Origin of the sequence: Mycolicibacter hiberniae, from assembly GCF_010729485.1 — a bacterium.
GTDB lineage: Bacteria > Actinomycetota > Actinomycetes > Mycobacteriales > Mycobacteriaceae > Mycobacterium > Mycobacterium hiberniae.
The window spans coordinates 2,861,664-2,885,955 of record NZ_AP022609.1 but is presented as its reverse complement, the minus strand read 5'-3'; the positions used below and the strand labels follow the sequence as shown (position 1 = coordinate 2,885,955).

Here is a 24,292-nt window from a genome sequence, read left to right as displayed (position 1 = left end):
CGCGCCGATGGCGGCGTCCATGTCCGCGCCGGAGGGCAGGTCGGCGGTGTTGAGTTCGGTAGGTGCCATCACGGTCCTCTTCCTCTCTGCCGGTCAGATCAGCCCGGAAAATTTAGTTAGCGCGTTTAACGAGCTAGGGCGACTGTACGCCGCCAGCCTGACTGCGCGCTGGCAGTGCCGCCAAGGCCAGCCCGCCCCCTCGTGCTGAGCTGTTAGTCTCGTAGACTGCTGACGCGCCAAAGTCACGCGTGGCCCCGCCATGACGGGCCGCCACGCGGACGGGACAACGCAGGACTTACCCAGGACTAACCGGGGCTGGGACAGAACAGCCCATTGGAACGCCGCGACCGGACCTCGGCTGCGCAGGAGGAGAAGAGTGTTCTCGGCTTTCATCTCAGCGCTGCGGACGGTCGACCTGAGGCGCAAGATCTTGTTCGCGCTGGGCATCATCGTGGTGTACCGGCTGGGAGCCGCCATCCCATCGCCCGGCGTCGACTACCAGAACGTGCAGCAGTGCATCAAGGAAGTCAGCGGTGGTGACGCCGCGCAGGTCTACTCGCTGATCAACCTGTTCTCCGGCGGGGCGCTGCTCCAGTTGACGGTGTTCGCCATCGGCGTGATGCCCTACATCACCGCCAGCATCATCGTCCAGCTGCTGACGGTGGTGATTCCGCGCTTCGAGGAACTGCGTAAAGAAGGCCAGTCCGGCCAGAACAAGATGACGCAGTACACCCGCTACCTGACGGTTGCCCTGGCCATTCTGCAGGCCACCAGCATCGTGGCGCTGGCCGCCAACGGCGGACTGTTGCAGACCTGCAGCCTGCGTCACGACATCATCGCCGACCACAGCATCTTCACCCTGATGGTCATCGTGCTGGTGATGACCTCCGGTGCGGTGCTGGTGATGTGGCTCGGTGAGCTCATCACCGAGCGCGGCATCGGCAACGGCATGTCGCTGCTGATCTTCGTCGGAATCGCCGCGCGCATCCCGATCGAGGGCAAAACCATCCTGGACTCCCGCGGCCCCGTGGTGTTCACCATGGTCCTGTTGGCCGCGCTGGTCATCGTCGTCGGCGTGGTCTTCGTCGAGCAGGGACAGCGTCGTATTCCGGTGCAGTACGCCAAGCGGATGGTGGGCCGGCGGATGTACGGCGGCACCTCGACCTACCTGCCGCTGAAGGTCAACCAGGCCGGCGTTATCCCGGTCATCTTCGCCTCGTCGCTGATCTACATTCCGCAGCTGGTCACCCAGTTGGTCCACAGTGGCGGCGGCGCCGGCAACGGCTGGTGGGACAAGTTCGTCAGCACCTACCTGTCGGATCCGTCGAACCTGGTCTACATCGCCTTGTACTTCGGCCTGATCATCTTCTTCACGTACTTCTACGTGTCGATCACGTTCAACCCCGATGAGCGGGCTGACGAGATGAAGAAGTTCGGTGGCTTCATTCCGGGCATCCGGCCGGGCCGCCCGACCGCGGACTACCTGCGCTTCGTGCTCAGCCGGATCACCCTGCCTGGCTCGATCTACCTGGGCGTCATCTCGGTGCTGCCCAACCTGTTCCTGCAGATGGGCAGCTCGGGCACCGTCCAGAACCTGCCGTTCGGCGGCACCGCGGTGCTGATCATGATCGGCGTCGGTCTGGACACGGTGAAGCAGATCGAGAGCCAGCTCATGCAGCGCAACTACGAAGGGTTCCTCAAGTGAGAGTCGTACTGCTGGGACCGCCGGGGGCCGGCAAGGGCACCCAGGCGGTGAAGCTGGCGGAGAAGCTGGGCGTCCCGCAGATCTCCACCGGCGACCTTTTCCGGCGCAACATCGCCGAGGGCACCGAGCTGGGCAAGCAGGCGAAGCAGTATCTCGATGCAGGCGACCTGGTTCCGCCGGAGCTGACCAACGCGCTGGTCGACGATCGGCTGGACCAGCCCGATGCCGCCAACGGATTCATCCTGGACGGCTACCCCCGTTCGGTGGAGCAGGCCGAGGCACTGCACGCCATGCTGGAGCGCCGCCAGACCAAGCTGGATGCGGTGCTCGAGTTCCGCGTCACCGAGAGCGAACTGCTCAAGCGGCTCAAGGAACGCGGGCGCGCCGACGACACCGCCGATGTCATCCACAACCGCATGATGATCTACCGCGAGGAGACCACGCCGCTGTTGGACTACTACCAGGACGAGCACGACCTGCACGTCGTGGATGCGCTCGGCACGCTCGATGAGGTGTTCACACGCGCCCTGAACGCCCTGGGACAGTAGTGATCGGACTGCCGAAGCGGCGCAAAGCGGTGCCGCATCGCAGCCCAGGCGAGCTCGACGCGATGGCCGCGGCCGGCGCCGTCGTCGCGGCCGCACTCTCGGCGGTCCGCGAGGCCGCCGCGGTCGGGGTGTCCACCCTGCAACTGGACGAGATCGCCGAATCGGTGATCCGCGACGCGGGCGCCACTCCGTCGTTCCTGGGCTACCACGGGTTCCCGGCCTCGATCTGCAGCTCGGTCAACGACCGGGTGGTGCACGGCATCCCCTCGGCCACCGAGCTGCTGGCGGACGGTGATCTGGTTTCCATCGACTGCGGAGCGATCCTGGACGGCTGGCACGGCGACGCCGCCATCACCTTCGGTATCGGCACCCTGTCGGTCGCCGACGAGAACCTGTCCGCGGCGACCCGGCAGGCGATGGAGGCCGGGATCGCGGCGATGGTGGTGGGCAACCGGCTCAGCGACGTCTCGCACGCCATCGAAACCGGCGCCCGGGCCGCATCCGCGCAGTTCAAGCGCTCCTTCGGTATCGTCGCCGGCTACGGCGGCCACGGCATCGGCCGCCAGATGCACATGGACCCCTTCCTGCCCAACGAGGGATCGCCCGGCCACGGGCCGCTGCTGGTAGCCGGGTCGGTGCTTGCGATCGAGCCGATGCTGACCCTGGGGACCGACCAGACCGTCATCCTCGAAGACGAGTGGACGGTCGTCACCGCCGACGGGTCGCGCGCGGCGCACTGGGAGCACAGTGTCGCGGTGACCGAGGACGGGCCGCGGATCCTGACCAGCCCGGTCACCCCCACCGGCGCGTAACCCCGCCCGCGGGCAGCGGTGCGGTGCGGGCGGAGGCCAGCGCCGCTTCAGGCGTTAGGCCTCTGAGGCGTTAGGCGTAGCCCAAGGCCGAGTTCTCCAGCCGGATCCGGACCCGCAGCAGCGCGGCGTTGGCGAGGGTGAACAGCAGTGCCGTCAGCCACGCGGTGTGGATCAACGGCAGTGCCACCCCTTCGAGGACCACGGCCACATAGTTGGGATGGTGCAGCCACCGATACGGCCCGCGCTGCACCAGGGGAACACCGTCCAACACGATCACCCGGGTGTTCCAGCGCCGGCCCAGCGTCGCCACACACCACCAGCGCAACACCTGGCTCAACGCGGCCAAGGCCAGCATCGGCCAGCCCAGCCATCCGATGAACGGGCGGTGCAGCAGCCACACCTCGGCAACACAGCCCACAAGCAGCCCGGAGTGCAGCAGCACCATGGCGGGGTAGTGGCCTGCGCCGAACTCCTTGCCGCCGCGGGCGAAGGCCCATTTCGCATTCGACGTCGACACCGCCAGCTCGACCAGTCGCTCCAGCCCGACCGCCAGGATCAGCAGGTAATACATCCGGCTACCAGCCGAGCAGTACGAGCTCGGAACAGAATCCGGGCCCCATCGCGATCATCAGGCCGAACGACCCGGGCGGCGGCGGCTCGGCCACGGTGGCCCGCAGCACATCCAGTACCGAGGCCGACGACAGATTCCCGTTCTCGCGCAGCGATGTCCGGGTGCGGTCGAGCGCTTCGGCAGGCAGGTCCAGCACGTTTTGGACCGCCTCGATGACCTTGGGTCCGCCGGGATGGCAGACATAGGCGGACAGGTCCTCGGCGCGCAGGCCGCAGTCGGCGAGGAAGTTGTGGACGTCGTCGGCCAGGTACTTCTCCACCACGGTGGTGACCTCGACCGACAGCTTGATCCGGAAACCGTCGGTGCCGATGTCCCAGCCCATCACGTCCTGGCTGTCGGGGTAGAGCCGGCTGCGGGTCGCCAGGATGCGCGGCATGTTCGCCCCGGCCGGCCGCCGGTTCGCGCCGGTGGCGATCGCGGCGGCCGCGCCGTCACCGAAGAGGCTGGCGGCCACGAAGTTCGGTATCGAGCGATCGCCGCGCTGGATGGTCAGTGAGCACAGTTCGACCGCGAGCAACGCCGCCACCCCGTCGGGATAGGCACGCAGATAGTCATACATCCGAGCCACCCCGGCGGCCCCGGCGACGCAGCCCAGCCCGAACAGCGGGACCCGTTTGACGTCGGGCCGCAACCCGACTCTGGCCGCCAGGCGGGCCTCCAGGGTCGGTACGGCCAGGCCGGTCACCGTCGTGGACACCACGACGTCGACGTCGGCCGGCTCGATGTGGGCGGCGTCCAGGGCGGCCCGCAGCGCTTGCTCGCCGAGGTCGAGGGCGACCTCGATGAAGGTGTCGTTGGCCTCGGTGAACCCGCTCAATTCGGCGTAGCGGGACAGGGGCAGCGCCAGGTGGCGGGAGGCGACGCCGCTGGCCTCGAAGAACCGCCGAAACTCGGGGCCGGCGAAGTCGCCCAGTGCTTGGGCGGATTCGGCCTGGCTGTATCGATGGGACGGGAACTTAACGGCTACGGCAGCGAGCGACGGCGCGGTCATATCTCGTCAGTGTGCCGTGAGGAGGTGCTCAATGGTTCATTTTCCGCTATGACAGCGAACCTTTTTCCCTGATCGGCAGCTGCAGCGCCGCGTTCTGCGACGAATGCGCCCGAAGGTGGATACACCGGATTGGCGCACACCGTCATGACCACGCGGCGCGGTGCGGTAAGAAAAGGACGTGGCAGCTTCCCCTGCGTCCGGCGACGCCGATCCGATCGCCCTGGCGCGAGCCAACTGGGAGCGGGCCGGCTGGGGCGACGTCGCCGACGGGATGGTGGCGGTGACATCGGTGATGCGGGCCCACCAGATTCTGCTGGCCCGGGTGGAGGCGACCCTGCGCCCCTACGACTTGAGCTTCTCCCGATTCGAGCTGTTGCGGTTGTTGGCGTTCAGCCGCTCCGGTGCACTGCCGATCACCAAAGCCTCCGACCGGCTGCAGGTCCACGTCACCAGCGTCACGCATGCCATCCGGCGATTGGAGGCCGCTGGTCTGGTCGAGCGGCTGCCGCACCCGACCGACGGCCGCACTACGCTGGTGTCCATCACCGAACTGGGGCGCGCGACCGTCGCCGACGCGACGGCCAGCCTCAACGCTCAGGTGTTCGCCGATCTCGGTATGTCGCTAGAGGAATCGCGGGCGTTGTCGTCGGCCATCGAGACGCTGCGCCGCAACGCCGGCGATTTCTAGCGGACGCCGTGGGACGCTAACCGGCGGATTCTCGCGCTGTCGGCGCGGGGATCGGGATGGTGGCGGTCACGGCGGTGCCCGCTCCGGGACGCGACCGGATGTTGAGCCGCCCACCGACCAACTCGGCGCGCTCAGCCATCGACAGCACCCCGTAGCCGCCCATCTCGTCGCCGCCCACCGGGTGCTCGAAGGTGTCGAAACCGACCCCGTCGTCGACGATCTCCAGTCGCGCGGTGTCGGGGTCGGCGGTGATCGTGAAACTCAGCCGGACCGTCGTCGCGGCCGCGTGTTTGACGACGTTCTGCAGGCCCTCCTGAGCGATGCGGTACAGCGCCAGCTCGATGTGCTCGGGCAGCCGGGTCTCGGCCAGTTCCAGCTCTATCGTCAGTTGCGGGATGGACTGGGCCAGGCTGGCCAGGCCGCCCGTCAGGCCCAGGTCGTCGAGGACCGGCGGCCGCAGCCCGCTGATCGCCACGCGGGTCTCCTGCAGCGTCAGTCCGGCGAGTTCACGCGCGGCCTCCAGCTGCACCGACGCCTCGTCCGGGTCGCTGCCGACCGCACGCGCGGCGGCGTCCAGCCGATAGGACAGCGTCACCAGCCGCTGCGAGATCCCGTCGTGGATGTCACCGGCCAGCCGGCGCCGTTCGATCTCCTGGGCCTGGATGACCTGTTCGACGAAGAGCTCGTGGGCCCGTTCGCGCGCCACCAGCTGCCGGTGCAGCCGGGCCTGGTGCATGGCACCGGCGATCAGCCGGCCGATCACCCGCAGGAGCTCGACGTCGCCGGCGGTGAACTCGCGGCGCCGCACGGTGTGCACATTGAGCACCCCGACCAGCCCGCCCGGATCGGTCTCCATGGGCACCGACACCATTGAGGTGAAGTCGCGCCCACGCAGCGATTCGATCGGCAGGTACCGCGGGTCGGCCTCTTTGTCGTGGCTGATCACCACCGGCTCGCGGTGGCGGGCTACCCAACCCGAGACCCCCGAACCCAGCGCCAGCCGAATCTTGCCGACCTCGGTGTCGAACGGCGGGGTCGCGCCGGTGAGGGTCAGCGAGCGCTCGGTGTCATCGAGCACATGCACGAAGCAGACGTCGGTGCCGGTGGCTGCGGTGATCATCCGGGCCGCGGCCGCGGCGAGCGGTTCCACGCCGGGTCCGCTGGAGGCCGCCTGGATGAGTTCCCGCAGCAGCGCCAGCTCGTGGTTGGCGTCGACGAAATCCCGGACCGCGCGGGGCTTGCGGGAACGGGGACGCTGCCCGCCGGCCGAGCTCACCGGTAGATCCCCTCGCGCAGCGCGGTGGCCACGGCGCCGGTGCGGTCGGACACCCCGAGCTTGCGGTAGATCGAGCGGAGATGCGACTTGACCGTCTCTTCGCCGATCACCAGCTTGGTGGCGATTCCGCGGTTGGACAGCCCACTGACCATGTAGGCCAGGATCTCACTTTCCCGCTGCGTCAGCCCTTGCCGGGCGCCGGGCCAGAACTCGTTGCGCTGCAGGCGGGCCGCGGTACCGGCCGCCCGGGCCGCCAGTCCGGGGTCGATGACCGTCTCGCCGTGGTGGGCCAACTCGATCTGATGCACCAGGTCGTCACTGCTGATGCTTTTGAGCAGATAGCCGCTGGCCCCGACGCGCAGCGCCTCGAAGAGGTACTGCTCGTCGTCGTAGACCGAGAGCATCACCACCTTGCGTTGCGGGTCGCGTTCCCGCAGGGCCAGGCACAGGTCCAGGCCGCTCTCACCGCGCATCCGCACGTCGCACAGCACCACGTCCGGGTCGGTGTCGGCGACCACCGTCATGGCCTGCGCGGCATTGATGGCCTGCCCGACCACTTCGATCCGATCGGCGAACGCGGTGAGCATGGCCCGCAGGCCCTCGATCACCATCTCGTGGTCGTCGACCAGGACCAGGCGCACGGGCATAGCAAGACAATAAGGCCCACGAACCGGCAGCGGAGAAGGTGATTCCCCCGCCCGATCCCCCCAATGGGGGAGGACACCCGCGGCGGCATCCGGCACGGTGTCTGTTATGCAGATCACAACTGAACTCGCGACATGGACCGGTCCAGCCCGCCCGTTCTGGTGGGACCAGGTACACCCGGATGCCGAGGTGTACCCGCTGCAAGCGGTGATCTTCGATCTGGATGCGCTGGCCGACGCCGAAGGGGAGCCGCGTCCGGGGCTGGTGGATCTGGTGCTGAGCCTGTTCGCGGCCGGTATCTGGGTCGCGGTGGTCGGTGCCGGGCCGCGCAGTTGGGTGCAGTCGCGGGTGCGGGAACTGATCGGCGACGGCATGTCGGAGACCGTTGTCAGCGCCGACGACCTGACCGGGCCGGCCGGTGACGCCGGGCTCTACCGCCTGGCGCTGTGGGAGTTGGGCATCGTCGCCGGAGAGGCGCTGGTGATCGCCGGCTCCGAAGCCGGGGCGCGCACCGCCGCAGCGATCGGCCTGCCGGTGATCAGCGCGGGCTCGGCCGGTTACCCGGCCGACTACGACGGTTTGTCGGCGGCCGGATGCCGTGAGTTGCAGGCCGAGCGGGTGGTCGCCCGGTTCAGCTCCCGCGCGGCGGGCTGACGACGGCTCCAGGCGATCGGCGCGTTTGACGCTGACGCCACCTGTCGTCGACCATGATGCGGTGCGTCGACTGGTCGTTGTGCTGTGCGCGGTGTTGTGCTCTATGAGCGTCAAGTCGGCGCCGTTGGCGACGGCGGTCGTCGAACCGTGGTTCGGGAATGCGGTGGGCAACGCCACTCAGGTGGTTTCGGTTGTCGGAGTGGGTCATTCGACGGCCAAGATCGACGTCTATCAGCGGACTCTCGCGGGCTGGGAACCGGTCGCGATCGGGATTCCGGCACACGTCGGTTCGGCGGGCATCACGCGAGAGACCAAGGAAGGCGAGCCGTCGACCCCGATGGGGATTTACACGCTCGACTCGGCGTTCGGCACCGCTCCCAATCCCGGTGGTGGCCTGCCGTATGTGCAGGTCGGATCCGACCACTGGTGGGACAGCGACTCCCAGAGCCCGACCTACAACACCATGCAGGTCTGCAAAAAAGCCCAGTGCCCGTTCAACACGGCGGCCAGCGAGAACCTCAACATCCCGCAGTACCGGCACGCGGTGGTGATCGGTGTCAACAAGGCCCGCACACCCGGTGCCGGCTCCGCCTACTTCTTTCACACCACCGACGGCGGGCCGACCGCGGGCTGCGTGGCGATCGACGACGCCACGCTGGTGAAGATCATCGGCTGGCTGCGGCCGGGCGCCGTGATGGCGATCGCGAAGTAGCCGGCAGGCCAGTGACAGCCGCGGCGACTGCACGTTCCGGCCGAGCAGGACCCAGACCCGGCCCTGATCCCCGCGTCGAGATGCCGCCCTCACACCAAAGACGCCGCCGCCAGAACCGAGTCACACGGTGTGACGGCACTGGTGCGCGCAGCGCGTCGTAGCAAAAAGCGCAGCAGTCAGTCAGGCCGTCGAGTCTGACGTCGCTCGCCGCCGATGGCGCCCGCCCACTCTCGTTGCCAGCGCCACCGTGATGGCCGGCTGATCTGGCCCCCCGCAAACATCATGTGTGGCACGATGCCGTCGGGAGGAACGAAAGACGAGGCACCGAAGTGAGCTTCTATCTGCGCAAAAGCATCAAAGCGGGTCCGTTCCGGTTCAATCTGAGCAAATCAGGCATTGGCGTCAGTGCCGGTATTCCGGGGTTCCGTGTAGGCAGTGGCCCGCGGGGAAACTACGTGCACATTGGCCGTGGCGGCGTGTACTACCGGGCAACGCTCGGCGCCAGATCGCAGCCACATCGTCCGCAACCCACCGAACCGCCGGAGCGGGTTTTCGCTCAGGCCTTTCGGCTCAGCAGCGGCGTGGTCATGGAGGACGTCACTGGCAGCACAGCATTCGAGTTGGAGCCGACCAGTAGTGACGACGTGGTTGAGCAGCTCAATGGTGCGTCGAGCCGGGTGGCATGGGGTTGGTGGGTGACCGGCGCGGCGTTCTTGCTCGGCTTGGTGACGCTGCCGTTCGGGCTGATCGTATGGGCATTGGCGGCTCCCGGGTGCGCCTGGCTGGTGCTCAACGACCGTGCGCACAAGACGGTGGTGCTGTTCTACGACGTACACGATGAGCACTTATCTTGGTTCGACTCCGTGGTGACGCAATGGGCCTGGCTGACCGACTCGCAGCGGGTCTGGCGGGTGCTGGAATCGGGGGCGGTGATCACCACCTATCAGTTCAAGACGAATTCCGGTGCCGGAAGTCTGCTGTCGCGAGTGACGGGGTCGGCGACGACGACGGGTCCCAAGGAACTGGCCACCAACATCGCCGTCCCATCGATTCGTGCCGGCAATGCTGCCCTGTACTTCCTGCCCGACCGCGCCCTGGTACGCGAGGGCAAGCACTTCAGCGACATCGGCTACGCGCACTTGCACGTTTCTGCCGGCCAGACCCGGTTTATTGAGAACGCCGCGCCGCCCGGCGATGCCGTCCAGGTGGACCACACGTGGCAGTACGTGAACGTCAAGGGCGGACCGGATCGGCGCTACAAGGACAACCGCCAGCTACCGGTGATGCGCTACAGCACCCTCGACATAACCTCTTCGCAGGGACTGCAATGGCAACTCCAGGTTTCCCGCGATGGTTCTACCGCCGCGGTGGCGACGGCACTGTCGGCGCGTCCCGGTCCGCAAATCCGTACCGCCAGCGAGTCGGAGGCTCGGCGAATCTCGCAGTGCAATGCCGGCATCTTCGGCCCCCGCGGTGCAGACCCCGCACCCACCGCAACGGCATCGGACATTCCCCGCGCTCTGCTCACCCGCACGCCTACCAAGCACACCGTCGACGGGGTCACGTTCACTGCGATCGATATCGAGACCACCGGTTTGGACCCCGGCGCCGACCAGATCGTGGAGATCGGCTTGGTCAAGTTCACCGCGGACGGCACTGTTCTCGACGAGTTCGCCACGTTGGTCAACAGTCCTGGTTCAAGCGTCGGTGCCCGGGAGGTCCACGGCATTGACGACGCCGATCTGACCGGGGCGCCGTGCCTGGACGAAGCGCTGCCGGAGGCTTTCGCGTTCATGGCAGGTACTGCCCTGGTCGCCCACAATCTGGACTTCGAGGGCGGATTCCTTTCTGCCGCTGCAGTTCAGACCCGTCTGTCTCTGCCGCCGGTGCTCGGCCTGTGCACATTGCAGACATCTCGGCGGCAACTCGAAGGGCGGGCCTTCAGCCTGACTGCGATGTACAAGACAGCCACCGGAGGCTGGAACGAGCAGCGTCATACCGCGCTCGGTGATGCGCGCGCCGTCCGTGAGGTGCTGCTGTGGTTGCTGCGTACGTCACCTCACCCTCTGTATTTGACGCAGGCCCCGCCCGACGCCATACCGGTCCCCATGCGTCAGTGCGCCATCAGCTGTCGACCCGTCGGGCTTTCCCGCGCCTCCGTGGCGGAGCTTCTCGATGCATTCCCACAGTCACCGGTGGTACGAGTCGGTGACCGTCGGGCAATCTCGCAGTATCAGGCTGTCCTAACCGATGCGGTGAAAGACGGCCGGCTGACCTACGAGGAAGCCGCTGTGCTCACCGACCAGGCACGCCTGACCCGACTAACCGGTACCCAGCTTCGGCAGCTTCACCGGAAGTCCTGGGAAGCAGCGTTTCCCGATCACAGCTCCGACTGGACTGCGTTGTCCGCAACCGCTCGCAAGGAAATGTATCTGCTCGCCGACGCCCTTGGTTTGACCGACCTAGCCGAAGAGCTTCGTCACGTCATTGAGGCCAGCGCCGAGCCACCACCGTCGGCCGAGGCCCGCTATCTTCGGGGTCTGCGCATCGCGATACTCGGTGATCACAGCGAAATCATCGACCTGCGTCGGGAGGCCGAATCCTATGGCGCCAGACTTGCCGTCAACATCACCAAGACCGTCCGGTGGCTGGCCACCTCAACTCCAGAGGCTAACGACTCGCGGCATACCACGGCCCGCACGCTCGGCATCCCTATCATCAGCCTGGCCGAGGCCCGCACACGGCTCACGGAGGCCGTTCGGGAGGCTGAGCTGAAAGCCTTTGAACGACAACGCCAGATCGACGAACAGCTCGCACAGAGCCGACAACGCGAAGCCGAGGCCGACTTGTACTGGCGGCCCACATGGCGGTCGTGGGAACTTGACTATGACCCGCCGCGTCAGCCGTGGAGCGACTGAGTCCAGTCCACGGGACTGCGGTGGCAGCGCCGGCGACGGCACCGCTGCACACATGCTCTGCTATCGGGCCACTGCCGCAGGGTTACGACCGATTAGTTGAATTCCGGTGGTGGTTGGGGTTGGAAGGGTTGGTACCACCACCATTGGGCGCGTTCGCCGGTGGGGCCGGGGCAGGGTGCGACTACGGGCGGGGGTCGCTTGGGTGGGCGGGCCAGTGATGCCGGGCTGAGCGGTCGGCCGGCCGCGTCGGTGACGACGAGATGGTCGGCGGGGCCGGTGATGGTGATGATGCCGCGGTGGTGCAGCCGGTGATGGTAGGGGCAGACCAGCACCAGGTTGGCGAGTTCGGTTTCGCCGCCGTCTTCCCAGTGCCGGATGTGGTGCGCGTGCAGGCCGCGGGTGGCTCCGCAGCCGGGAACCACGCAGGAGCGGTCACGGTGCTCCAGTGCGCGGCGCAACCGGCGGCTGATGGTGCGGGTCGACCGTCCCGACCCGATCACCTCGCCGTCGCGTTCGAACCACACTTCGCAGGTGGCGTCGCAGGTCAGGTATTGGCGTTCGTCGTCGGAGAGCAGTGGGCCCAGGTGCAGTGCCGCGGTCCGGTCTTGGACGTCGAGGTGGGCTACCACGGTGGTGTGCTGGGCGTGGGGCCGGCGGGTGGCCTCGGCATCCCATCCGGTTTCGACCAGACGCAGGAAGGCATCAGCGGTGGTGGGCAACGGCGGTGTCTGGTCTGTTGGGCGGCCGGAATCGTCGTGGTCGCGCTTGTACTGCGTTATCAGCGCATCGAGGTGAGACTGCAGTGCTGCGTCGAACTTGGCTGCGTCGAGGTGGTCGAGTTTGATGCGCCAGCAGGTGCCCCGCTCGTCGGTGACTTTGGTGATCGAGCGCACCGGTTCGGGCCGGGGTTCGGGTTCGGGGCGTGGTTCGAGTTTGACCGCGGTGCGCAGCTGGTTGACCGTGGCGACGGCGGCCAGTTGCGCGTAGTGCTCATCGGATCCGTCGGCGGCCCGGCTGGTGATGACGCCGACCTGATCCAACGACAGGCGGCCTTCGCGCATGCCTTGGGTGCAGTGGGGGAACGACTCTGCGCGCTGTGCCACGGTCGCGATCGTGTGCGCGTTGCCCGGGGACACACCGGTTTTCCAGGCCACCAATGCCGCCACCGAGCGTGCGCCGGTGGTTGCCCACAGTTCGTCGCGGTCGATCTCGGCGATGATGTCGACGATGCGCCCGTCGATGGCGTTGCGCTGGCCGGTCAGCTCCGACAACTCGCCGAACAGCACGTCAAGACGCTGATCGGGGGACAGCGCAGCGACGCCCGGCGGAGCAGTCGATGCGGCCGAGGACATGACGTCATCATCGCAGCAGGGTCTGACAAGTTTGGCTGGCCGGTGATCCGATCACCGGCACGCTCAGTTGTCGCGCAGCACGTTGATCACGGCGCTGAAGTCCTGCGCGCCGTGATCGACCGCGAAGTCGCGGTAGATCTGTGCGGCGTGGCTGCCCAGCGGTGCGTTCGCACCGGTCGACGTCACGGCGTCCATGGCCAGGTGCAGATCCTTGTCCATCAGCGCAGTGGCGAAACCCGGCTCGAAGTTCCGGTTGGCCGGCGAGGTGGGCACCGGCCCGGGGACCGGGCAGTTGGTGTGCAACGCCCAGCAGTTACCGGTGGCGCCGGTCATCACGTCGAAGAGGGCTTGGTCGGCCAGGCCGAGCTTTTCGGCCAGCACGAACGCCTCGGCGACCGCCACCTGCTGCACGGCCAGCACCATGTTGTTGCAGATCTTGGCGGCCTGCCCGGCACCCGCAGCGCCGCAGTGAATGATCTTGGCGGCCATCGGCTCCAGTACCGGGGTTGCCCGGGCCACCGCGGCATCCTCACCGCCGACCATGAACGCCAGCCGGCCGGCGACCGCACCGGTGACTCCACCGGACACCGGCGCATCGAGCTGGGCGAACCCGTGGGAGCCGGCCAGGGCGTGCACCTCGCGGGCGTCGGCGACCGAGATCGTCGAGCTGTCGATGAACAGGGCGCCGGGCGAGGCCGCCGGCAGAATCTCGGCGTAGCAGCTCTTCACCGCGTCGCCGTGCGGAAGCATGGTCACCACCGCGTCCGCCCCGGCCACCGCCTCGGCGGCACCGGCGTGAATGGTCACGCCGTGTTGCTCGGCTGCCGCAATGGCCGCCGGCACCGGATCGAAGCCGCGCACGGTGTGCCCGGCGGCGACCAGGTTTGCCGACATCGGCCCACCCATCCGGCCCAAGCCGAGAAACGCGACGATTGCCATATGTACTCCTCAGTGGCCCTGGTGATCCCAGATGGGCGGGTTACTGGCCGGACCGGACGCGGGCCGCCTCGGCACGGCCGATCACCAGCCGCATGATCTCGTTGGTGCCCTCCAGGATGCGGTGCACGCGAAGATCCCGGACGATTTTCTCCAGACCGTACTCACGCAGATATCCGTATCCGCCGTGCAGTTGCAGCGCCTGGTCGGCGACCTCGAAGCAGGCGTCGGTGACATAGCGCTTGGCCATCGCGCACAACTCCACCTTGTCTGCTGCGTCGGTGTCGAGCGCGGTTGCCGCTCGCCACAGCAGCAGCCGTGAGGTCTCCAGTGCGGTGGCCATGTCGGCAAGGGTGAACCGGATCGTCGGTTCGTCGAGCAGGGCCTTTCCGAAGGCCTGCCGGTCGGCCAGGTAGCTGCCGGTCTTGTCGAACGCGGCCTGGCCGCCACCCATTGAACAGGCCGCAATGTTGATCCGGCCGCCGTTGAGTCCGTTCATCGCGATCGAGAAGCCGGTGCCCTCCCCGCCGGGGCCGCCCAGCATGGCTTCGGCGGGCACCCGCACCCCGTCGAAGACCACTTGAGCGGTCGGTTGGGAGTTCCATCCCATCTTCTGCTCGGCCGCACCGAAACTCAGTCCGGGAGTTCCTTTTTCGACGATGAACGTCGAGATCCCGCGAGGACTGTCGTCCCCGGTTCGGGCCATCACCACGTACACGTCGGAGACGCCGGCGCCGGAGATGAACTGCTTGACGCCGTCGAGCACGTAGTCGCCGCCCTGGCGCACCGCGCGGGTACTGAGCGCGCTGGCGTCCGAGCCCGCGCCCGGCTCGGTGAGGCAGTAGCTGGCGACGGCGTCCATCGACGCCAGTGCGGGCACCCACGATTTGCGCTGATCCTCGGTGCCGTAGCTGTCGATCATCCAGGCGCACATGTTGTGGATCGACAGATAGGCGGCGATCACCGGATCGGCGATCGCCAGCTGTTCGAAGATGCGGACGCCGTCGAGGCGGCGCAACCCGGAGCCGCCGGCGTCCTCGCGACAGTAGATCGCGGCCATCCCCAGCTCGGCGGCCTCCTTCATCACGTCGACCGGAAAGTGATGGGTGGCATCCCATTCCAGCGCGTACGGGGCCAGGCGCTTGCCGGCGAACGCCGCCGCGGTGTCGACGATCACCCGTTCTTCGTCATTCAAGGTCGTGTCCATTGCCCGGCCCTATTCCATGGTGGGGATGTGGAACTGGGCACCGTCTTTGATGCCCGACGGCCAGCGCTGGGTGACGGTCTTGACCTTGGTGTAGAAGGTGATGGACGCCGTCCCGTGCTGGTTGAGATCGCCGAAACCGGACCGTTTCCAGCCGCCGAAGGTGTGGTAGGCCACCGGCACGGGAATCGGCACGTTGACCCCGACCATGCCGACCTGCACCCGGGAGGTGAAGTCGCGGGCGGTGTCGCCGTCGCGGGTGAAGATCGCCACCCCATTGCCGTACTCGTGCTCCGACGGCAACGCCAGCGCCTCCTCGTAGTCCCCGGCCCTGACGATGCACAGCACCGGACCGAAGATCTCGTCGGTGTAGATCGACATGTCGGTGCTGACGTGGTCGAACAGCGTCGGCCCGGCGAAGAAGCCGTCCGTCAGATTCGCGTCACCGAACTGCAGGTCGTCGCTGCCGCGGGTGCGGCCGTCGACCACGAGCTCGGCGCCGGCCGCCACGCCCTGGGCGATGTAGTCGTTGACCCGGTCGAGGGCGGCGCGGGTGACCAGCGGACCATAGTCGGCCTTGGGGTCCAGGCTGTGTCCGACCCGCAGGTTGTTGATCCGCTCCACCAGCCGGGACCGCAGCCGTTCGGCGGTCTGTTCGCCGACCGGCACCGCCACGGAGATCGCCATGCAGCGTTCACCGGCGCTGCCGTAGCCCGCGCCGATGAGGGCATCGACGGCTTGGTCGAGGTCGGCGTCGGGCATCACGATCATGTGGTTCTTGGCCCCGCCGAAGCATTGCGCGCGTTTGCCGTTGGCGGTCGCCGTCGAGTAGATGTACTGCGCGATGTCGGAGCTGCCGACGAAACCGATCGCGGCGATGTCGCGGTGGTGCAGCAGGGCGTCGACGGCCTCCTTGTCGCCGTGCACCACCTGCAGCACCCCCGGCGGCAGCCCGGCCTCGACGAAAAGCTCGGCCAGCCGCACCGGCACCGACGGGTCACGCTCGGACGGCTTGAGGATGAAGGCGTTTCCACAAGCCAGGGCCGGCCCGGCCTGCCACAGCGGGATCATCGCGGGGAAGTTGAACGGGGTGATGCCGGCGACCACGCCCAGCGGCTGGCGCAGCGAGAACACGTCGATACCCGGCCCGGCGCCCTCGGTGTGTTCGCCCTTGAGCAGGTGCGGGATGCCGACACAGAACTCGATGACCTCGATGCCGCGCTGGATGTCGCCGCGGGCGTCCTCGAGGGTCTTGCCGTGCTCGCGGGAGAGCAACTCGGCCAGTTCGTCGACATGGGTGTTGACCAGGTCGATGAAGCGCATCATCACCCGGGCGCGGCGTTGCGGGTTGTAGGCGGCCCAATCGCGCTGGGCCGCCGCGGCGGAGGCGACTGCGGCGTCGACGTCGGCGGCGTTGGCCAGCGGCAAGGTGGCCTGCACGGCCCCGGTGTTGGGATCGAAGACGTCGGTGGTGCGCTGCGATGTGCCGGCGCTGCGGCGGCCGTCGATGAAGTGCGGTATCTGAGTGCTCATGCGCCATCCCGTGGAAGTGGTGGAGGGGCTCGATAGGCCCGACACGAGAATACTAGGACATCCTAGTATTTGCGAGGGGCGGGGCGCCGGGCTCGGCGCGGCCCGCGGCGAACCCGGCCGCCGGACAATTCCGGCCGCCGGGCGACAGTGCCGGTGCGGGGCGGAATTCACCGCTGAAAAATTTGCCGATCCACTAGTCTGTATTCAGCGGCCCGACGAGCGCGAAGGAAAATGATATGCGGCGACTGGGGGTTATTTGCGCGACGGTGCTGGTGGCCCTTTTGAGCGTGGCCCCGGTGGCCGGAGCGCCGGTGGCGGGGGCGGAGCCCGAGTCGGCGGGCGGCTATCTCGCGGTGCCCGCGGCGATTGCGGGTCAGAGCCCGGATCGATTGGGTGTCTGGGAAGTTCAGTACCAGCGCCTCGCCGGTGGCGATGCGAACGTGGCGGACGCGATCAATGCCGTGATCGATGCGGAGGCGCGCGGACAGGTCGCGACCTACGAGCCCAGTGCGACCAAGACGATGCCCTGGTCATTCAATTCCACCGGGGCTCTGTCATTTCGCCCGATCGCCGTTTCCGCGCTTTTTCTCGGCGAATACGACACCGAAATGCCGAATATGCCGTTTCATGCCGTGGCGACCCGGGTGTTTGACAAACGCAGCGGAATCTTGATCACGTGGGACAACTTGTTCGTCGACAAGTCGGCCGGCCTGGCCCGGCTGGCCGAGGAGACCAAACAGATCCTGCCGACCCGGTACGCGCCGCCCCGGCAGGGCTGGCAGTTCGGCAACGAGGTGGCGCCGATCGATCTCAACTTCAAATACTGGATCCCGACCGCCGACGGCATCGAGCTGCACTTCCCGGACTATCAGTTCGGCCGGGGGCTTCCGGTGATCACCGTGCCCTGGCCCCGGGTGGCCGAACTGATCGCCCCGGAATTCGCCGCGATCACCGGGTAGGGTGCGCCACCCGTGGGGTGAAGCTGCCGTGGAAGGTGAGCGGCAGGTGATGCCGTAGCCGGCCGGTGTAGACCGGTCCGGCGTCGATGTTCTTGGCATCGAGTACCGCCAGGCCCGCGCGGTTGCTGACCCCGTCCTGGGTTGCCACCAGCAACCAGCCGTCGTCCTCGTCGGTGCCGCCGGGCCGGGCGGCGAAGACCGCTTCGTGCGGCTGGTGGCCATAGGGGAACTGGTGGGTGACCACCGTGCCGGTGGTGTTGTCGATCTTGGCCACCGCGTTGGGGTAGTCGCTGCCGTCGGCGTCCGCGGACAGATAGGTGTAGCGGTTCGGTCGGCTGGTCTTGGTGATGTTGAAGGACGGGAATTCCCCGCGAAGATCACTCACCGGCTCGTGAATCACCTTGTCGGTTTTGGTGATCCGCAGCCGCATCAGGGTTCCGCCGTAAGAGCCGATGTCGCTGGCCCGGTCGGTGCTCAAGCTGGAGAGCTGCCCGTTGAGCTGTTCCCACGTCGAGTCGTAGTTCACCAGCTCCACCACGGTGTCGGTGCCGTCCTCGTAGGAGTTGGCCAGGTGCAGGTGCAGCAGCGGATCCGTGTAGAGCACCCGCGGTTTGCCGCCGTCGCGCGGCACCAGACCGATCAGGGTGCCTCGTGACGCGTCGTACTCGATGGCGTCGATGAAGTTACGCAGCCCGAATGCGGCGCCCATCATCTTCGATGTCGGGAAGACCAGCGGTGGAATCACGAAGACCATGTGCTTGCTGGTCAGGCCGACGTCATGGTTGAACATCGCCAGCGGCAGATCGAGCTGGCCCAGTCGGTGCAACTTGCCCGCGCGGTCCACGCGGTAGCAGATCAGCTTCGGGAACGGCACCATGGCCAGGCCGAAGTTGAACATCTCCTTGGTGTCGGGATCCCACTTGGGATGCGCGGAGAACGCGCCGAGCCATTTCAGCGCGCCGCCGAAGTCGTGAATGCCGACGGTGTCGAGGGTGTCGGGGTCGATCTCGGTGGGCGGGCCGCCCTCCCACAGCGCCAGCAGCTTGCCGGCGTGCATCACCACGCCGGTGTTGGCCACGTTGGCCGGGAACCGCAGTGCGTTGGTGAGCACGCCGCCGGGACGCATGGTTCCCAGCGCGCGGTAGGGCGCTCCTCGCGAGGTCAGCGATTTGCGGTAGTGCTTGGTTCGCACATACCTGTTGCGGTAGTGCACCGAATCGGCAATGGAGAACATCGACAGCATGCCGTCGCCGTCGAACAGGTGACCCAGCGCCTGCCCGCCGGCGTCGAGCTTGCCCGAGCCGTTGCGGTACAGGGTTCCGCGCAGGCCCTCAGGGATCTCGCCGTCGAAATCATCTATGGTGTAGTCATATTCGTCATAGAGCGGGGTGTAGGCGGCGAAGTCGGCACCGGCAGTGTCGGGGTTGGTCACAAGCGGTCCTATCTGTTGGAGTGGCTCGCGGCGGGATGTACCCGCAGCGTGCAGGACAGTCCGGGCAGATGCGGTTCGAACTCCAAGGGCATCGCCGAGTCTTTGTCGAACAACTTCTCGCAGGCTGCTTTGCACGCCATCAGGCATGAATGCTCCTGCGCCACGCCCGCCTCGGTGGCGGTGTGCATGGCGCATTCAGGGATTTCATACACCAGGGTGCCGTCGGGCTCGACACCGGTCCGCCTGATCGGCCCGACCAGGAACGTCGCCACCGAGACGCCGGCGTCCATGACAGGGGGATACAGTGCGCGCGGAACCAGAGTGACCGTGCCGAACGCCGGCAGCAGGTAGCGCAGCCAACTGCGCAATCTGGCCGCCACGGTGTCGGAGACCAGCCGCTCGACATCGTCTCGTGGCAGTTTCTTCACCAAACCGGAGATGGCCCATTCCAGTTCACGGACGAACTGTCCGTAGCGGCGCCGCCAGGATTCGCGGGCAGGAAGCCGGGACCCCGGGGCTACCCGCCTGGCGATCACCGATTCCCACTCGGCGTCCACCACCGCGCGGTCGTCGGCGAGCTCGCGCAGCACGGGCAGCAGCACCGTCTCCGGGATGTCGCCCACCCGGCCCAGCATGGAGCGCATGATCAGGTCGTCACGCAGCTCGCTGATTCTGTTGCTCATGCCAGCTCCACTTTCTCGGGTTTGCACTGACCGCCGATCCGGGGCCGTTGCGGGCATCTGTCGTCTCCTTGTCAGTTCCAGGGAATGCCCTGGCGGTGTGGTTCGGATTCCGGAGGCATGACCGGACCGCCGTAGGGCAGCGGAATGGTGTGCGGGCCGACGGGGGTGGGATCGGTGCGGCGCAGGGGATCCCATCCCGGCGGCGGGCCGGCGGTGTCGTCACCGGGTGGACGGGGCGCGTTGCGGGCTCCGCGGATCAGCAGTCCGGGGTCGTCGTTGAGGCAGTAGGTGTGCAGGTAGGGCTCGGGGTAATTCGGGATGAACGGCACATCGCGGGGGTGCGGGTAGTCGCAGATGTAGCGTGGGTAGATGTCGGCGATCGCCCAGATGCCGCCCCCGTGCATCAGGCTGGCGACGCCGTCGAGCAGGGGCGGGCGATCGTCGCGGAACAACTGCTGCAGTGCGGGAACGCGGACGTAGGACAGTTGCGCGACGGTGGTCAGGTTCCCCAGCAACTGCACCATGGTCTCGGAGTTGTCGGCGATCACCCGGTCGATCGTGGCGAGCGCATTAGGGGTGTCTTCGAGCAGACGCCGCATGCCGGCATCCTTGGCGCTGACTCCGGCCAAGGTGCTGCCGAGATTGGCTGCGATAGAACGAATTCCGTCCGACCCCTCATCGAAGATCCGGAAGGCCGGGCGGCTGCTGCGCAGCAGTGTCATGGTTTGCGGCAGCACTCCGTCCAGCGTGGAGATGAGCAGTTGGCCGCCGCTGAGCAGCTCGCGCAGCTTCTGCGGTCCCTGCTCGCTGACCCCGAGCTCACCGAGGACCGCGTTGAGCTGAACCGGATCGGTCTGCGCCAGCAGTCCGTCGACATTCTCCAGCAGCCGCCAGATCGGAATCGGGGTACTGGTGTCGGATCGGCCGATCACGGTGCCGTCGGTGAGCAACGGGCCGGTGGACGCGGCCGGTTCGAGATTGAGGTACTGCTCGCCGGCCGGCGACAGCCCGGACACCCGGGCCACCATGCCCTCGCGCGGGATCCGGGCGTGTGCGTCGATACGGGCGACGGCGCGTACGCCGTCATCGGTGAAGTCCACCGAGGCCACCCGCCCGATCGGTACTCCCCGCAGGGTGACGTCCTGGTTGGCCAGCAGGCCGCCGGACTCGTCGAGGTCCACCGTCACCGTCATCTGATCGGCGAACGGGTTGTCGCGCAAGGCGCCGAAGAGCAGATAGGCGACGCCGACGACCACGAGGCCGACTTGGGCGATGCCCGATATGAGCAGCCGGCGCGCCATACCGGTGCGCACCGCCCGCAGAACCAGCGCGGCGATCAGTTCGACGGGCTTCATTGCGGCGGCCCCCAGATCCGGCCCCGGTCGGTGCCCCAAACCCGGTCGCCCAACTGAGTGATGACGTACCGCAACGAGCCGACCAGGTTGTCCCAGTCGGCCCATTTGGGCCCGTGGAACTCCGGATCGCCCAGGTGGTTCTTGTCCGCGATGTGGCCGAGCGCCAACTGCTGCAGGTCGACGTCGGAGTGCGCCGCGTTGGCACTGAACAGCTTCAGCACCGGAGGCAGGATCCGCACCATGTTGTCCAAACTCACCCGAGGCTCCAGCGCCGTCTCGTTGAACACGCGGGACAGTTCGTCGACATCGTGGATCAGGCTGCGGGTGTCGACGCCGGCAATGGACGGGAATCGTTGCAGCTGGCCGGTGATCGCGCCCATCTGGTCCACCAGATCGACGATGGTGGAGGTCTGGCCGGCGAGTACGCCCAACGCCGGCGCCGACGAACCCAGCACGTCGTTGATCGACTGCCGTCGGCTGTGGAGTATGTCGGCCAGCGCTGTGGTCTGCTGCATCACCCCGCGAAGATCGTCGGTGCGCTCCGACATGGTGGTCACCAGCGCACGCGATTCACCGATCATGGCGGCCAGGCCGTCACCGTCATGACCGACCGCGTCGCCCACGCCGTTGAGAACCCTGGTCAGGTTGCCGATCACGCCGCCGTTGACCAGCATCGAGGTCGAGGCCAGGACCTCCTCGACGGTGGCCGCGGCCTGGGTCGCGGAGATCGGGATGGTGTCGCCGTCGTGCAGCAGCGCCGCACCGGCTGCCGTCGGCGGCTGCGTGAGCGCGACGAAGATATCGCCCAGCGGAGTGGCCGACCGCAGTTCGGCGGTGGTCCCCACCGGCAACCGGACGTCGGCGAGGATTCGCATATCGACCACAGCGGTGTAATCCCTGGCCGCCATCGACACCACCTCGCCGACATCGGCACCGCCGAGCCGGATCTTGGCCCGGTCCGGCAGGTTCAGCGCGTTGGAGAACACCGCGTTCAGGTGATAGCTGTCGCCGCCGATGCCGGGTGCGGGCAAGGGCAGCTGTTCCACCCCGACCGAACAGCCGGCGAGCACCATGGTCGCGGCCAGGGGCAGTGCCGCCAGGATCCGCCGTGTCATTGCCCCAACCTCGTCATCGCCTCGAGGACGGATGTGACCCCGAAATCGGGCCCGAGATCACGGATCGTGCCGGTGCGGCAACCCAATTGCCGCAGACCCAGGATGTTGCAGACCTCTTTGGTCATCGAGCTGTCGAAGAACACCGAATCGAAGTGCGCAGCCACCCGCAACATGCCGTTGTCGGTGTCCATCGCATTGACCACGTTGTCGATCGCCAGCGGAGCGACGTCGAAGACCTCCGCCAGTTCGCGGCGATAGTCCGCCAGGGCTGTGGTCAGGGCGCTGCTGCTGCGCAGGGTTGCCATCAGGTTGTCGCCGTTGTCGGACAGCAGTGTGTTGAGCTGGCCGAGCACCTGGTTGAGCGAGCGGCCGGTGTCTCCGTTGCCGACGCCCTGCTGGGCTGCGATGCTGCTGAGCTGGCGGATGTCGGCGCCGAACCCGCGCACCAGGTCCTGGTTTCGTGCTGCGGCGTCGGTCAGCCGGCTCAGGTTCGTGACGATGGTGGTGATGTTCTGGCGGGTCGCCTGCCCCTCGTCGTCCCCGGTCCGCAGCGCCGTCGAGAGCTGGCCGAGTGCGTCCTTGAGCTGCTGACCGCTGGTGGTGGTGATCTTCGATGTGGCGGTGAGGATGTCGGACATCGGCCCGCCGCCGTGGCCGTCGCCGCCGAGCGCGGTACCGAGCTTGTCGACCATCTTGAGCACCCGGTCGAACTCGATCGGCGTCTTGGTGCGGTCCAGGCCGAGTACGGCGCCGTCGGGCAGGACGGGTCCGCCGGCGTAGGGCGGGGTGAGTTCGACGTGGCGGTCGGTGAGGATCGAGGTGCCCACCGTCACCGCCTGGACGTCGGCGGGCAGGGCGACCTTGGGGTCCACTTCGAGGACGACTTCGACGTAGCTGCTCTGCGGCGTGATCGAGGCGACGCGGCCCACCGGCATGCCGAGCACCGCCACGGTGTTGCCGGTGTAGAGGCCGATCACGTTGTCGAACCGGGCGGTGATGGTGCGCTGCCCGGCGCTCACCGCCGACCGCAGCGTATATCCGGCACCGAGGACCGCGGCTGCGGCCAGCACGATGATGGCGACGACGAGGGCCCGTTTGGTCATTCGCAGTCCTTGAAGTACTGGTAGCGCTCCGGGAAGCGGAATTGCTCGGCCCGGCCGCTGATCGCGCACATCCAGGAATCCACCAGCAGACCGCCGGGCAGTGCGAAGTCCAGGAACGGGCCGGACCCGGTGGCGTTGGCCACGTTTCGCATGGCCAGTGGCATCACCTGGAACAGGTTGCGCAGCAGGTCGTCGTGGTCGCCCAGCATCGCGGTGGCCTGACGGATGTCGCTGAGCAGCCGGTCGAGCTGGGCGTGGTCGCCAACGGTGATGTCGCGGGCAGTGGCGACCAGTGTGGTGGCGGCGTTCATCAGCCGCAGCACCGCGTCGCGGCGTGCCGTCACCTCGCCGAACAGCTGATGGCCCTGATCGACCAGGGCGGCGAGATCGGCCTGCTGGCCGCCGAGGATCTCGGCGATCTCGGCGGTGCTGCGCAGCAACCCGGCGATCTGGTCGCGGCGGTCGGCGATGACCCGCGACAGGTTCTGCACGTTGGTCAGGGCGTCGGGCAGAATCGCGGGGAGGTCGCGCAGCTGGGTTGAGACCGCCTGCATGGACTGGGCGAATCGCTGCGCGTCGACATCCTCGAAGGTGTTGGTCGAGTCCTGCAGCAATCGCTGCAGATCGTAGGGGACCTCGGTGTGCGCCAAGGTGATTCGCCGTCCTTCGAGTTCACCGTCACCGGCGGGCCTGAGCTCGACGTAGCGAGCGCCCAGCACGGTGGTCAGCTTGATGGCAGCCCGGGTCTGCGAACCCAGCACCACCCCGCGGCGAATCTTCATCGAGACCAGCACGTGAGCGCCGGCCAGCGCGGTGTCCTCGACGGCGCCGACCGGGACGCCGGCGACGCTCACCTCGTCGCCCGGCCGGATGCTGGCCGCCTGGAGAAACTCCGCGTAATACGTTGTCTTGCCGAGGTTCAGCGTGGTCAGCAGCGTGGTCGCGGCGATCACCGCCGTCAGGGTCAGCACCGCGATGGTGCCCAGCCAGGCCTGGTTGCGGTCCTCGAGGACCGGTTTGCGCGCGCGCGGGGCTGGCAT

22 protein-coding genes are annotated in these 24,292 nt (G+C 67.4%); 8 read left to right on the top strand and 14 right to left on the bottom strand.

Annotation, left to right across the window (positions count from 1 at the left end; genetic code table 11):
- Positions 1-376: 376 nt before the first annotated feature.
- Genes secY through map form a run of 3 tightly spaced genes read left to right on the top strand, consistent with a single transcriptional unit; the run spans position 377 to position 3,065 of the window.
- Complete coding sequence (gene secY / locus G6N14_RS13620; protein WP_085137413.1) at positions 377-1,705, top strand: preprotein translocase subunit SecY; 1,329 nt, start codon at positions 377-379, stop codon at positions 1,703-1,705.
- Complete coding sequence (locus G6N14_RS13615; RefSeq protein WP_085137415.1) at positions 1,702-2,253, top strand: adenylate kinase; 552 nt, start codon at positions 1,702-1,704, stop codon at positions 2,251-2,253. The genes secY and G6N14_RS13615 overlap by 4 nt, the downstream gene beginning before the upstream one ends.
- The gene (gene map, locus G6N14_RS13610) at positions 2,253-3,065 is read left to right on the top strand and encodes a type I methionyl aminopeptidase (protein WP_085137417.1); all 813 of its coding nucleotides are present in this window, start codon (positions 2,253-2,255) and stop codon (positions 3,063-3,065) included. Before G6N14_RS13615 ends, map begins: the two co-directional genes overlap by 1 nt.
- Positions 3,066-3,135: 70 nt before the next feature.
- On the opposite strand, the gene G6N14_RS13605 is transcribed toward map, so the two are convergent.
- Together G6N14_RS13605 and G6N14_RS13600 are read right to left on the bottom strand one after the other, a co-directional pair.
- Positions 3,136-3,636 carry an isoprenylcysteine carboxyl methyltransferase family protein gene (locus tag G6N14_RS13605; RefSeq protein WP_085137419.1) on the bottom strand — a complete coding sequence of 167 codons (501 nt, stop codon included), beginning with the start codon at positions 3,634-3,636 and terminating at the stop codon, positions 3,136-3,138.
- 4 nt (positions 3,637-3,640) lie between these two features.
- Positions 3,641-4,687, bottom strand: a complete 1,047-nt coding sequence (locus G6N14_RS13600) for a type III polyketide synthase (protein ID WP_085137420.1) — start codon at positions 4,685-4,687, stop codon at positions 3,641-3,643.
- A 178-nt stretch (positions 4,688-4,865) separates the two neighbouring features.
- Here G6N14_RS13600 and G6N14_RS13595 point away from each other — a divergent pair, with 178 nt between their 5' ends.
- Entirely contained in the window at positions 4,866-5,375 is a 510-nt protein-coding gene (locus tag G6N14_RS13595) for a MarR family transcriptional regulator (protein ID WP_085137422.1), read from the top strand.
- A 16-nt stretch (positions 5,376-5,391) separates the two neighbouring features.
- Here the strand turns inward: G6N14_RS13595 and G6N14_RS13590 are convergent, their stop codons facing one another.
- A complete protein-coding gene (locus tag G6N14_RS13590) occupies positions 5,392-6,573 on the bottom strand; it encodes a GAF domain-containing sensor histidine kinase (RefSeq protein ID WP_109559930.1) in 1,182 nt (393 codons plus the stop codon).
- 74 nt (positions 6,574-6,647) lie between these two features.
- Positions 6,648-7,298 (bottom strand): response regulator, encoded by a 651-nt coding sequence (locus G6N14_RS13585; RefSeq protein WP_046318391.1) that lies wholly within the window; start codon positions 7,296-7,298, stop codon positions 6,648-6,650.
- Positions 7,299-7,404: 106 nt separating this feature from the next.
- Between G6N14_RS13585 and G6N14_RS13580 the strand changes: the two genes are divergently transcribed.
- From G6N14_RS13580 to G6N14_RS13570, 3 genes are all read left to right on the top strand, one after another.
- Complete coding sequence (locus tag G6N14_RS13580; RefSeq protein ID WP_085137424.1) at positions 7,405-7,950, top strand: HAD family hydrolase; 546 nt, start codon at positions 7,405-7,407, stop codon at positions 7,948-7,950.
- 61 nt (positions 7,951-8,011) lie between these two features.
- Positions 8,012-8,662, top strand: coding sequence for a L,D-transpeptidase family protein (locus tag G6N14_RS13575; RefSeq protein WP_085137426.1), 651 nt, complete (start codon positions 8,012-8,014; stop codon positions 8,660-8,662).
- Positions 8,663-8,991: 329 nt separating this feature from the next.
- Positions 8,992-11,580, top strand: a complete 2,589-nt coding sequence (locus G6N14_RS13570) for a DUF4236 domain-containing protein (RefSeq protein WP_133054957.1) — start codon at positions 8,992-8,994, stop codon at positions 11,578-11,580.
- Positions 11,581-11,672: 92 nt separating this feature from the next.
- Here the strand turns inward: G6N14_RS13570 and G6N14_RS13565 are convergent, their stop codons facing one another.
- The 4 genes from G6N14_RS13565 to G6N14_RS13550 all read right to left on the bottom strand — a co-directional run bounded on the left by G6N14_RS13565 (position 11,673) and on the right by G6N14_RS13550 (position 16,605).
- On the bottom strand, positions 11,673-12,932 hold the full coding sequence (locus tag G6N14_RS13565; RefSeq protein WP_163787161.1) for an HNH endonuclease signature motif containing protein: 1,260 nt from the start codon (positions 12,930-12,932) through the stop codon (positions 11,673-11,675).
- Between the two features lie 63 nt (positions 12,933-12,995).
- Positions 12,996-13,871, bottom strand: coding sequence for a 3-hydroxyisobutyrate dehydrogenase (mmsB, locus tag G6N14_RS13560; RefSeq protein ID WP_085135250.1), 876 nt, complete (start codon positions 13,869-13,871; stop codon positions 12,996-12,998).
- Between the two features lie 40 nt (positions 13,872-13,911).
- On the bottom strand, positions 13,912-15,075 hold the full coding sequence (locus G6N14_RS13555) for an acyl-CoA dehydrogenase family protein (protein ID WP_085135249.1): 1,164 nt from the start codon (positions 15,073-15,075) through the stop codon (positions 13,912-13,914).
- A 9-nt stretch (positions 15,076-15,084) separates the two neighbouring features.
- Positions 15,085-16,605: a CoA-acylating methylmalonate-semialdehyde dehydrogenase gene (locus tag G6N14_RS13550; protein WP_085135248.1), complete on the bottom strand. Its 1,521-nt coding sequence runs from the start codon at positions 16,603-16,605 to the stop codon at positions 15,085-15,087.
- Between the two features lie 236 nt (positions 16,606-16,841).
- On the opposite strand from G6N14_RS13550, the gene G6N14_RS13545 reads away from it, so the two are divergent.
- A complete protein-coding gene (locus G6N14_RS13545; protein WP_234808874.1) occupies positions 16,842-17,564 on the top strand; it encodes an RsiV family protein in 723 nt (240 codons plus the stop codon).
- On the opposite strand, the gene G6N14_RS13540 is transcribed toward G6N14_RS13545, so the two are convergent.
- The 6 genes from G6N14_RS13540 to G6N14_RS13520 form a co-directional block, all read right to left on the bottom strand.
- Complete coding sequence (locus tag G6N14_RS13540) at positions 17,554-18,996, bottom strand: carotenoid oxygenase family protein (RefSeq protein ID WP_234808873.1); 1,443 nt, start codon at positions 18,994-18,996, stop codon at positions 17,554-17,556. The genes G6N14_RS13545 and G6N14_RS13540 overlap by 11 nt on opposite strands.
- An 8-nt stretch (positions 18,997-19,004) precedes the next feature.
- On the bottom strand, positions 19,005-19,679 hold the full coding sequence (locus G6N14_RS20905; RefSeq protein ID WP_234808872.1) for a hypothetical protein: 675 nt from the start codon (positions 19,677-19,679) through the stop codon (positions 19,005-19,007).
- Positions 19,680-19,750: 71 nt separating this feature from the next.
- Positions 19,751-21,034, bottom strand: a complete 1,284-nt coding sequence (locus G6N14_RS13535) for an MlaD family protein (protein WP_085135245.1) — start codon at positions 21,032-21,034, stop codon at positions 19,751-19,753.
- On the bottom strand, positions 21,031-22,149 hold the full coding sequence (locus G6N14_RS13530; RefSeq protein WP_085135244.1) for an MlaD family protein: 1,119 nt from the start codon (positions 22,147-22,149) through the stop codon (positions 21,031-21,033). Before G6N14_RS13530 ends, G6N14_RS13535 begins: the two co-directional genes overlap by 4 nt.
- Positions 22,146-23,252: an MCE family protein gene (locus tag G6N14_RS13525; protein WP_085135243.1), complete on the bottom strand. Its 1,107-nt coding sequence runs from the start codon at positions 23,250-23,252 to the stop codon at positions 22,146-22,148. Before G6N14_RS13525 ends, G6N14_RS13530 begins: the two co-directional genes overlap by 4 nt.
- On the bottom strand, positions 23,249-24,292 hold the full coding sequence (locus tag G6N14_RS13520; RefSeq protein ID WP_085135276.1) for an MCE family protein: 1,044 nt from the start codon (positions 24,290-24,292) through the stop codon (positions 23,249-23,251). The genes G6N14_RS13525 and G6N14_RS13520 overlap by 4 nt, the downstream gene beginning before the upstream one ends.

Bases quoted from the DNA above. Each gene is read 5' to 3' on its own strand.
- G6N14_RS13565 (WP_163787161.1), bottom strand. From the start codon at position 12,932: ATGTCCTCGGCCGCATCGACTGCTCCGCCGGGCGTCGCTGCGCTGTCC.
- G6N14_RS13550 (WP_085135248.1), bottom strand. From the start codon at position 16,605: ATGAGCACTCAGATACCGCACTTCATCGACGGCCGCCGCAGCGCCGGC.
- G6N14_RS13545 (WP_234808874.1), top strand. From the start codon at position 16,842: ATGCGGCGACTGGGGGTTATTTGCGCGACGGTGCTGGTGGCCCTTTTG.
- G6N14_RS13530 (WP_085135244.1), bottom strand. From the start codon at position 22,149: ATGACACGGCGGATCCTGGCGGCACTGCCCCTGGCCGCGACCATGGTG.
- G6N14_RS13525 (WP_085135243.1), bottom strand. From the start codon at position 23,252: ATGACCAAACGGGCCCTCGTCGTCGCCATCATCGTGCTGGCCGCAGCC.
- G6N14_RS13585 (WP_046318391.1), bottom strand. From the start codon at position 7,298: ATGCCCGTGCGCCTGGTCCTGGTCGACGACCACGAGATGGTGATCGAG.
- G6N14_RS13580 (WP_085137424.1), top strand. From the start codon at position 7,405: ATGCAGATCACAACTGAACTCGCGACATGGACCGGTCCAGCCCGCCCG.
- mmsB (WP_085135250.1), bottom strand. From the start codon at position 13,871: ATGGCAATCGTCGCGTTTCTCGGCTTGGGCCGGATGGGTGGGCCGATG.
- G6N14_RS13555 (WP_085135249.1), bottom strand. From the start codon at position 15,075: ATGGACACGACCTTGAATGACGAAGAACGGGTGATCGTCGACACCGCG.
- G6N14_RS13535 (WP_085135245.1), bottom strand. From the start codon at position 21,034: ATGAAGCCCGTCGAACTGATCGCCGCGCTGGTTCTGCGGGCGGTGCGC.
- G6N14_RS13600 (WP_085137420.1), bottom strand. From the start codon at position 4,687: ATGACCGCGCCGTCGCTCGCTGCCGTAGCCGTTAAGTTCCCGTCCCAT.
- G6N14_RS20905 (WP_234808872.1), bottom strand. From the start codon at position 19,679: ATGAGCAACAGAATCAGCGAGCTGCGTGACGACCTGATCATGCGCTCC.
- G6N14_RS13520 (WP_085135276.1), bottom strand. From the start codon at position 24,292: ATGCCAGCCCCGCGCGCGCGCAAACCGGTCCTCGAGGACCGCAACCAG.
- G6N14_RS13605 (WP_085137419.1), bottom strand. From the start codon at position 3,636: ATGTATTACCTGCTGATCCTGGCGGTCGGGCTGGAGCGACTGGTCGAG.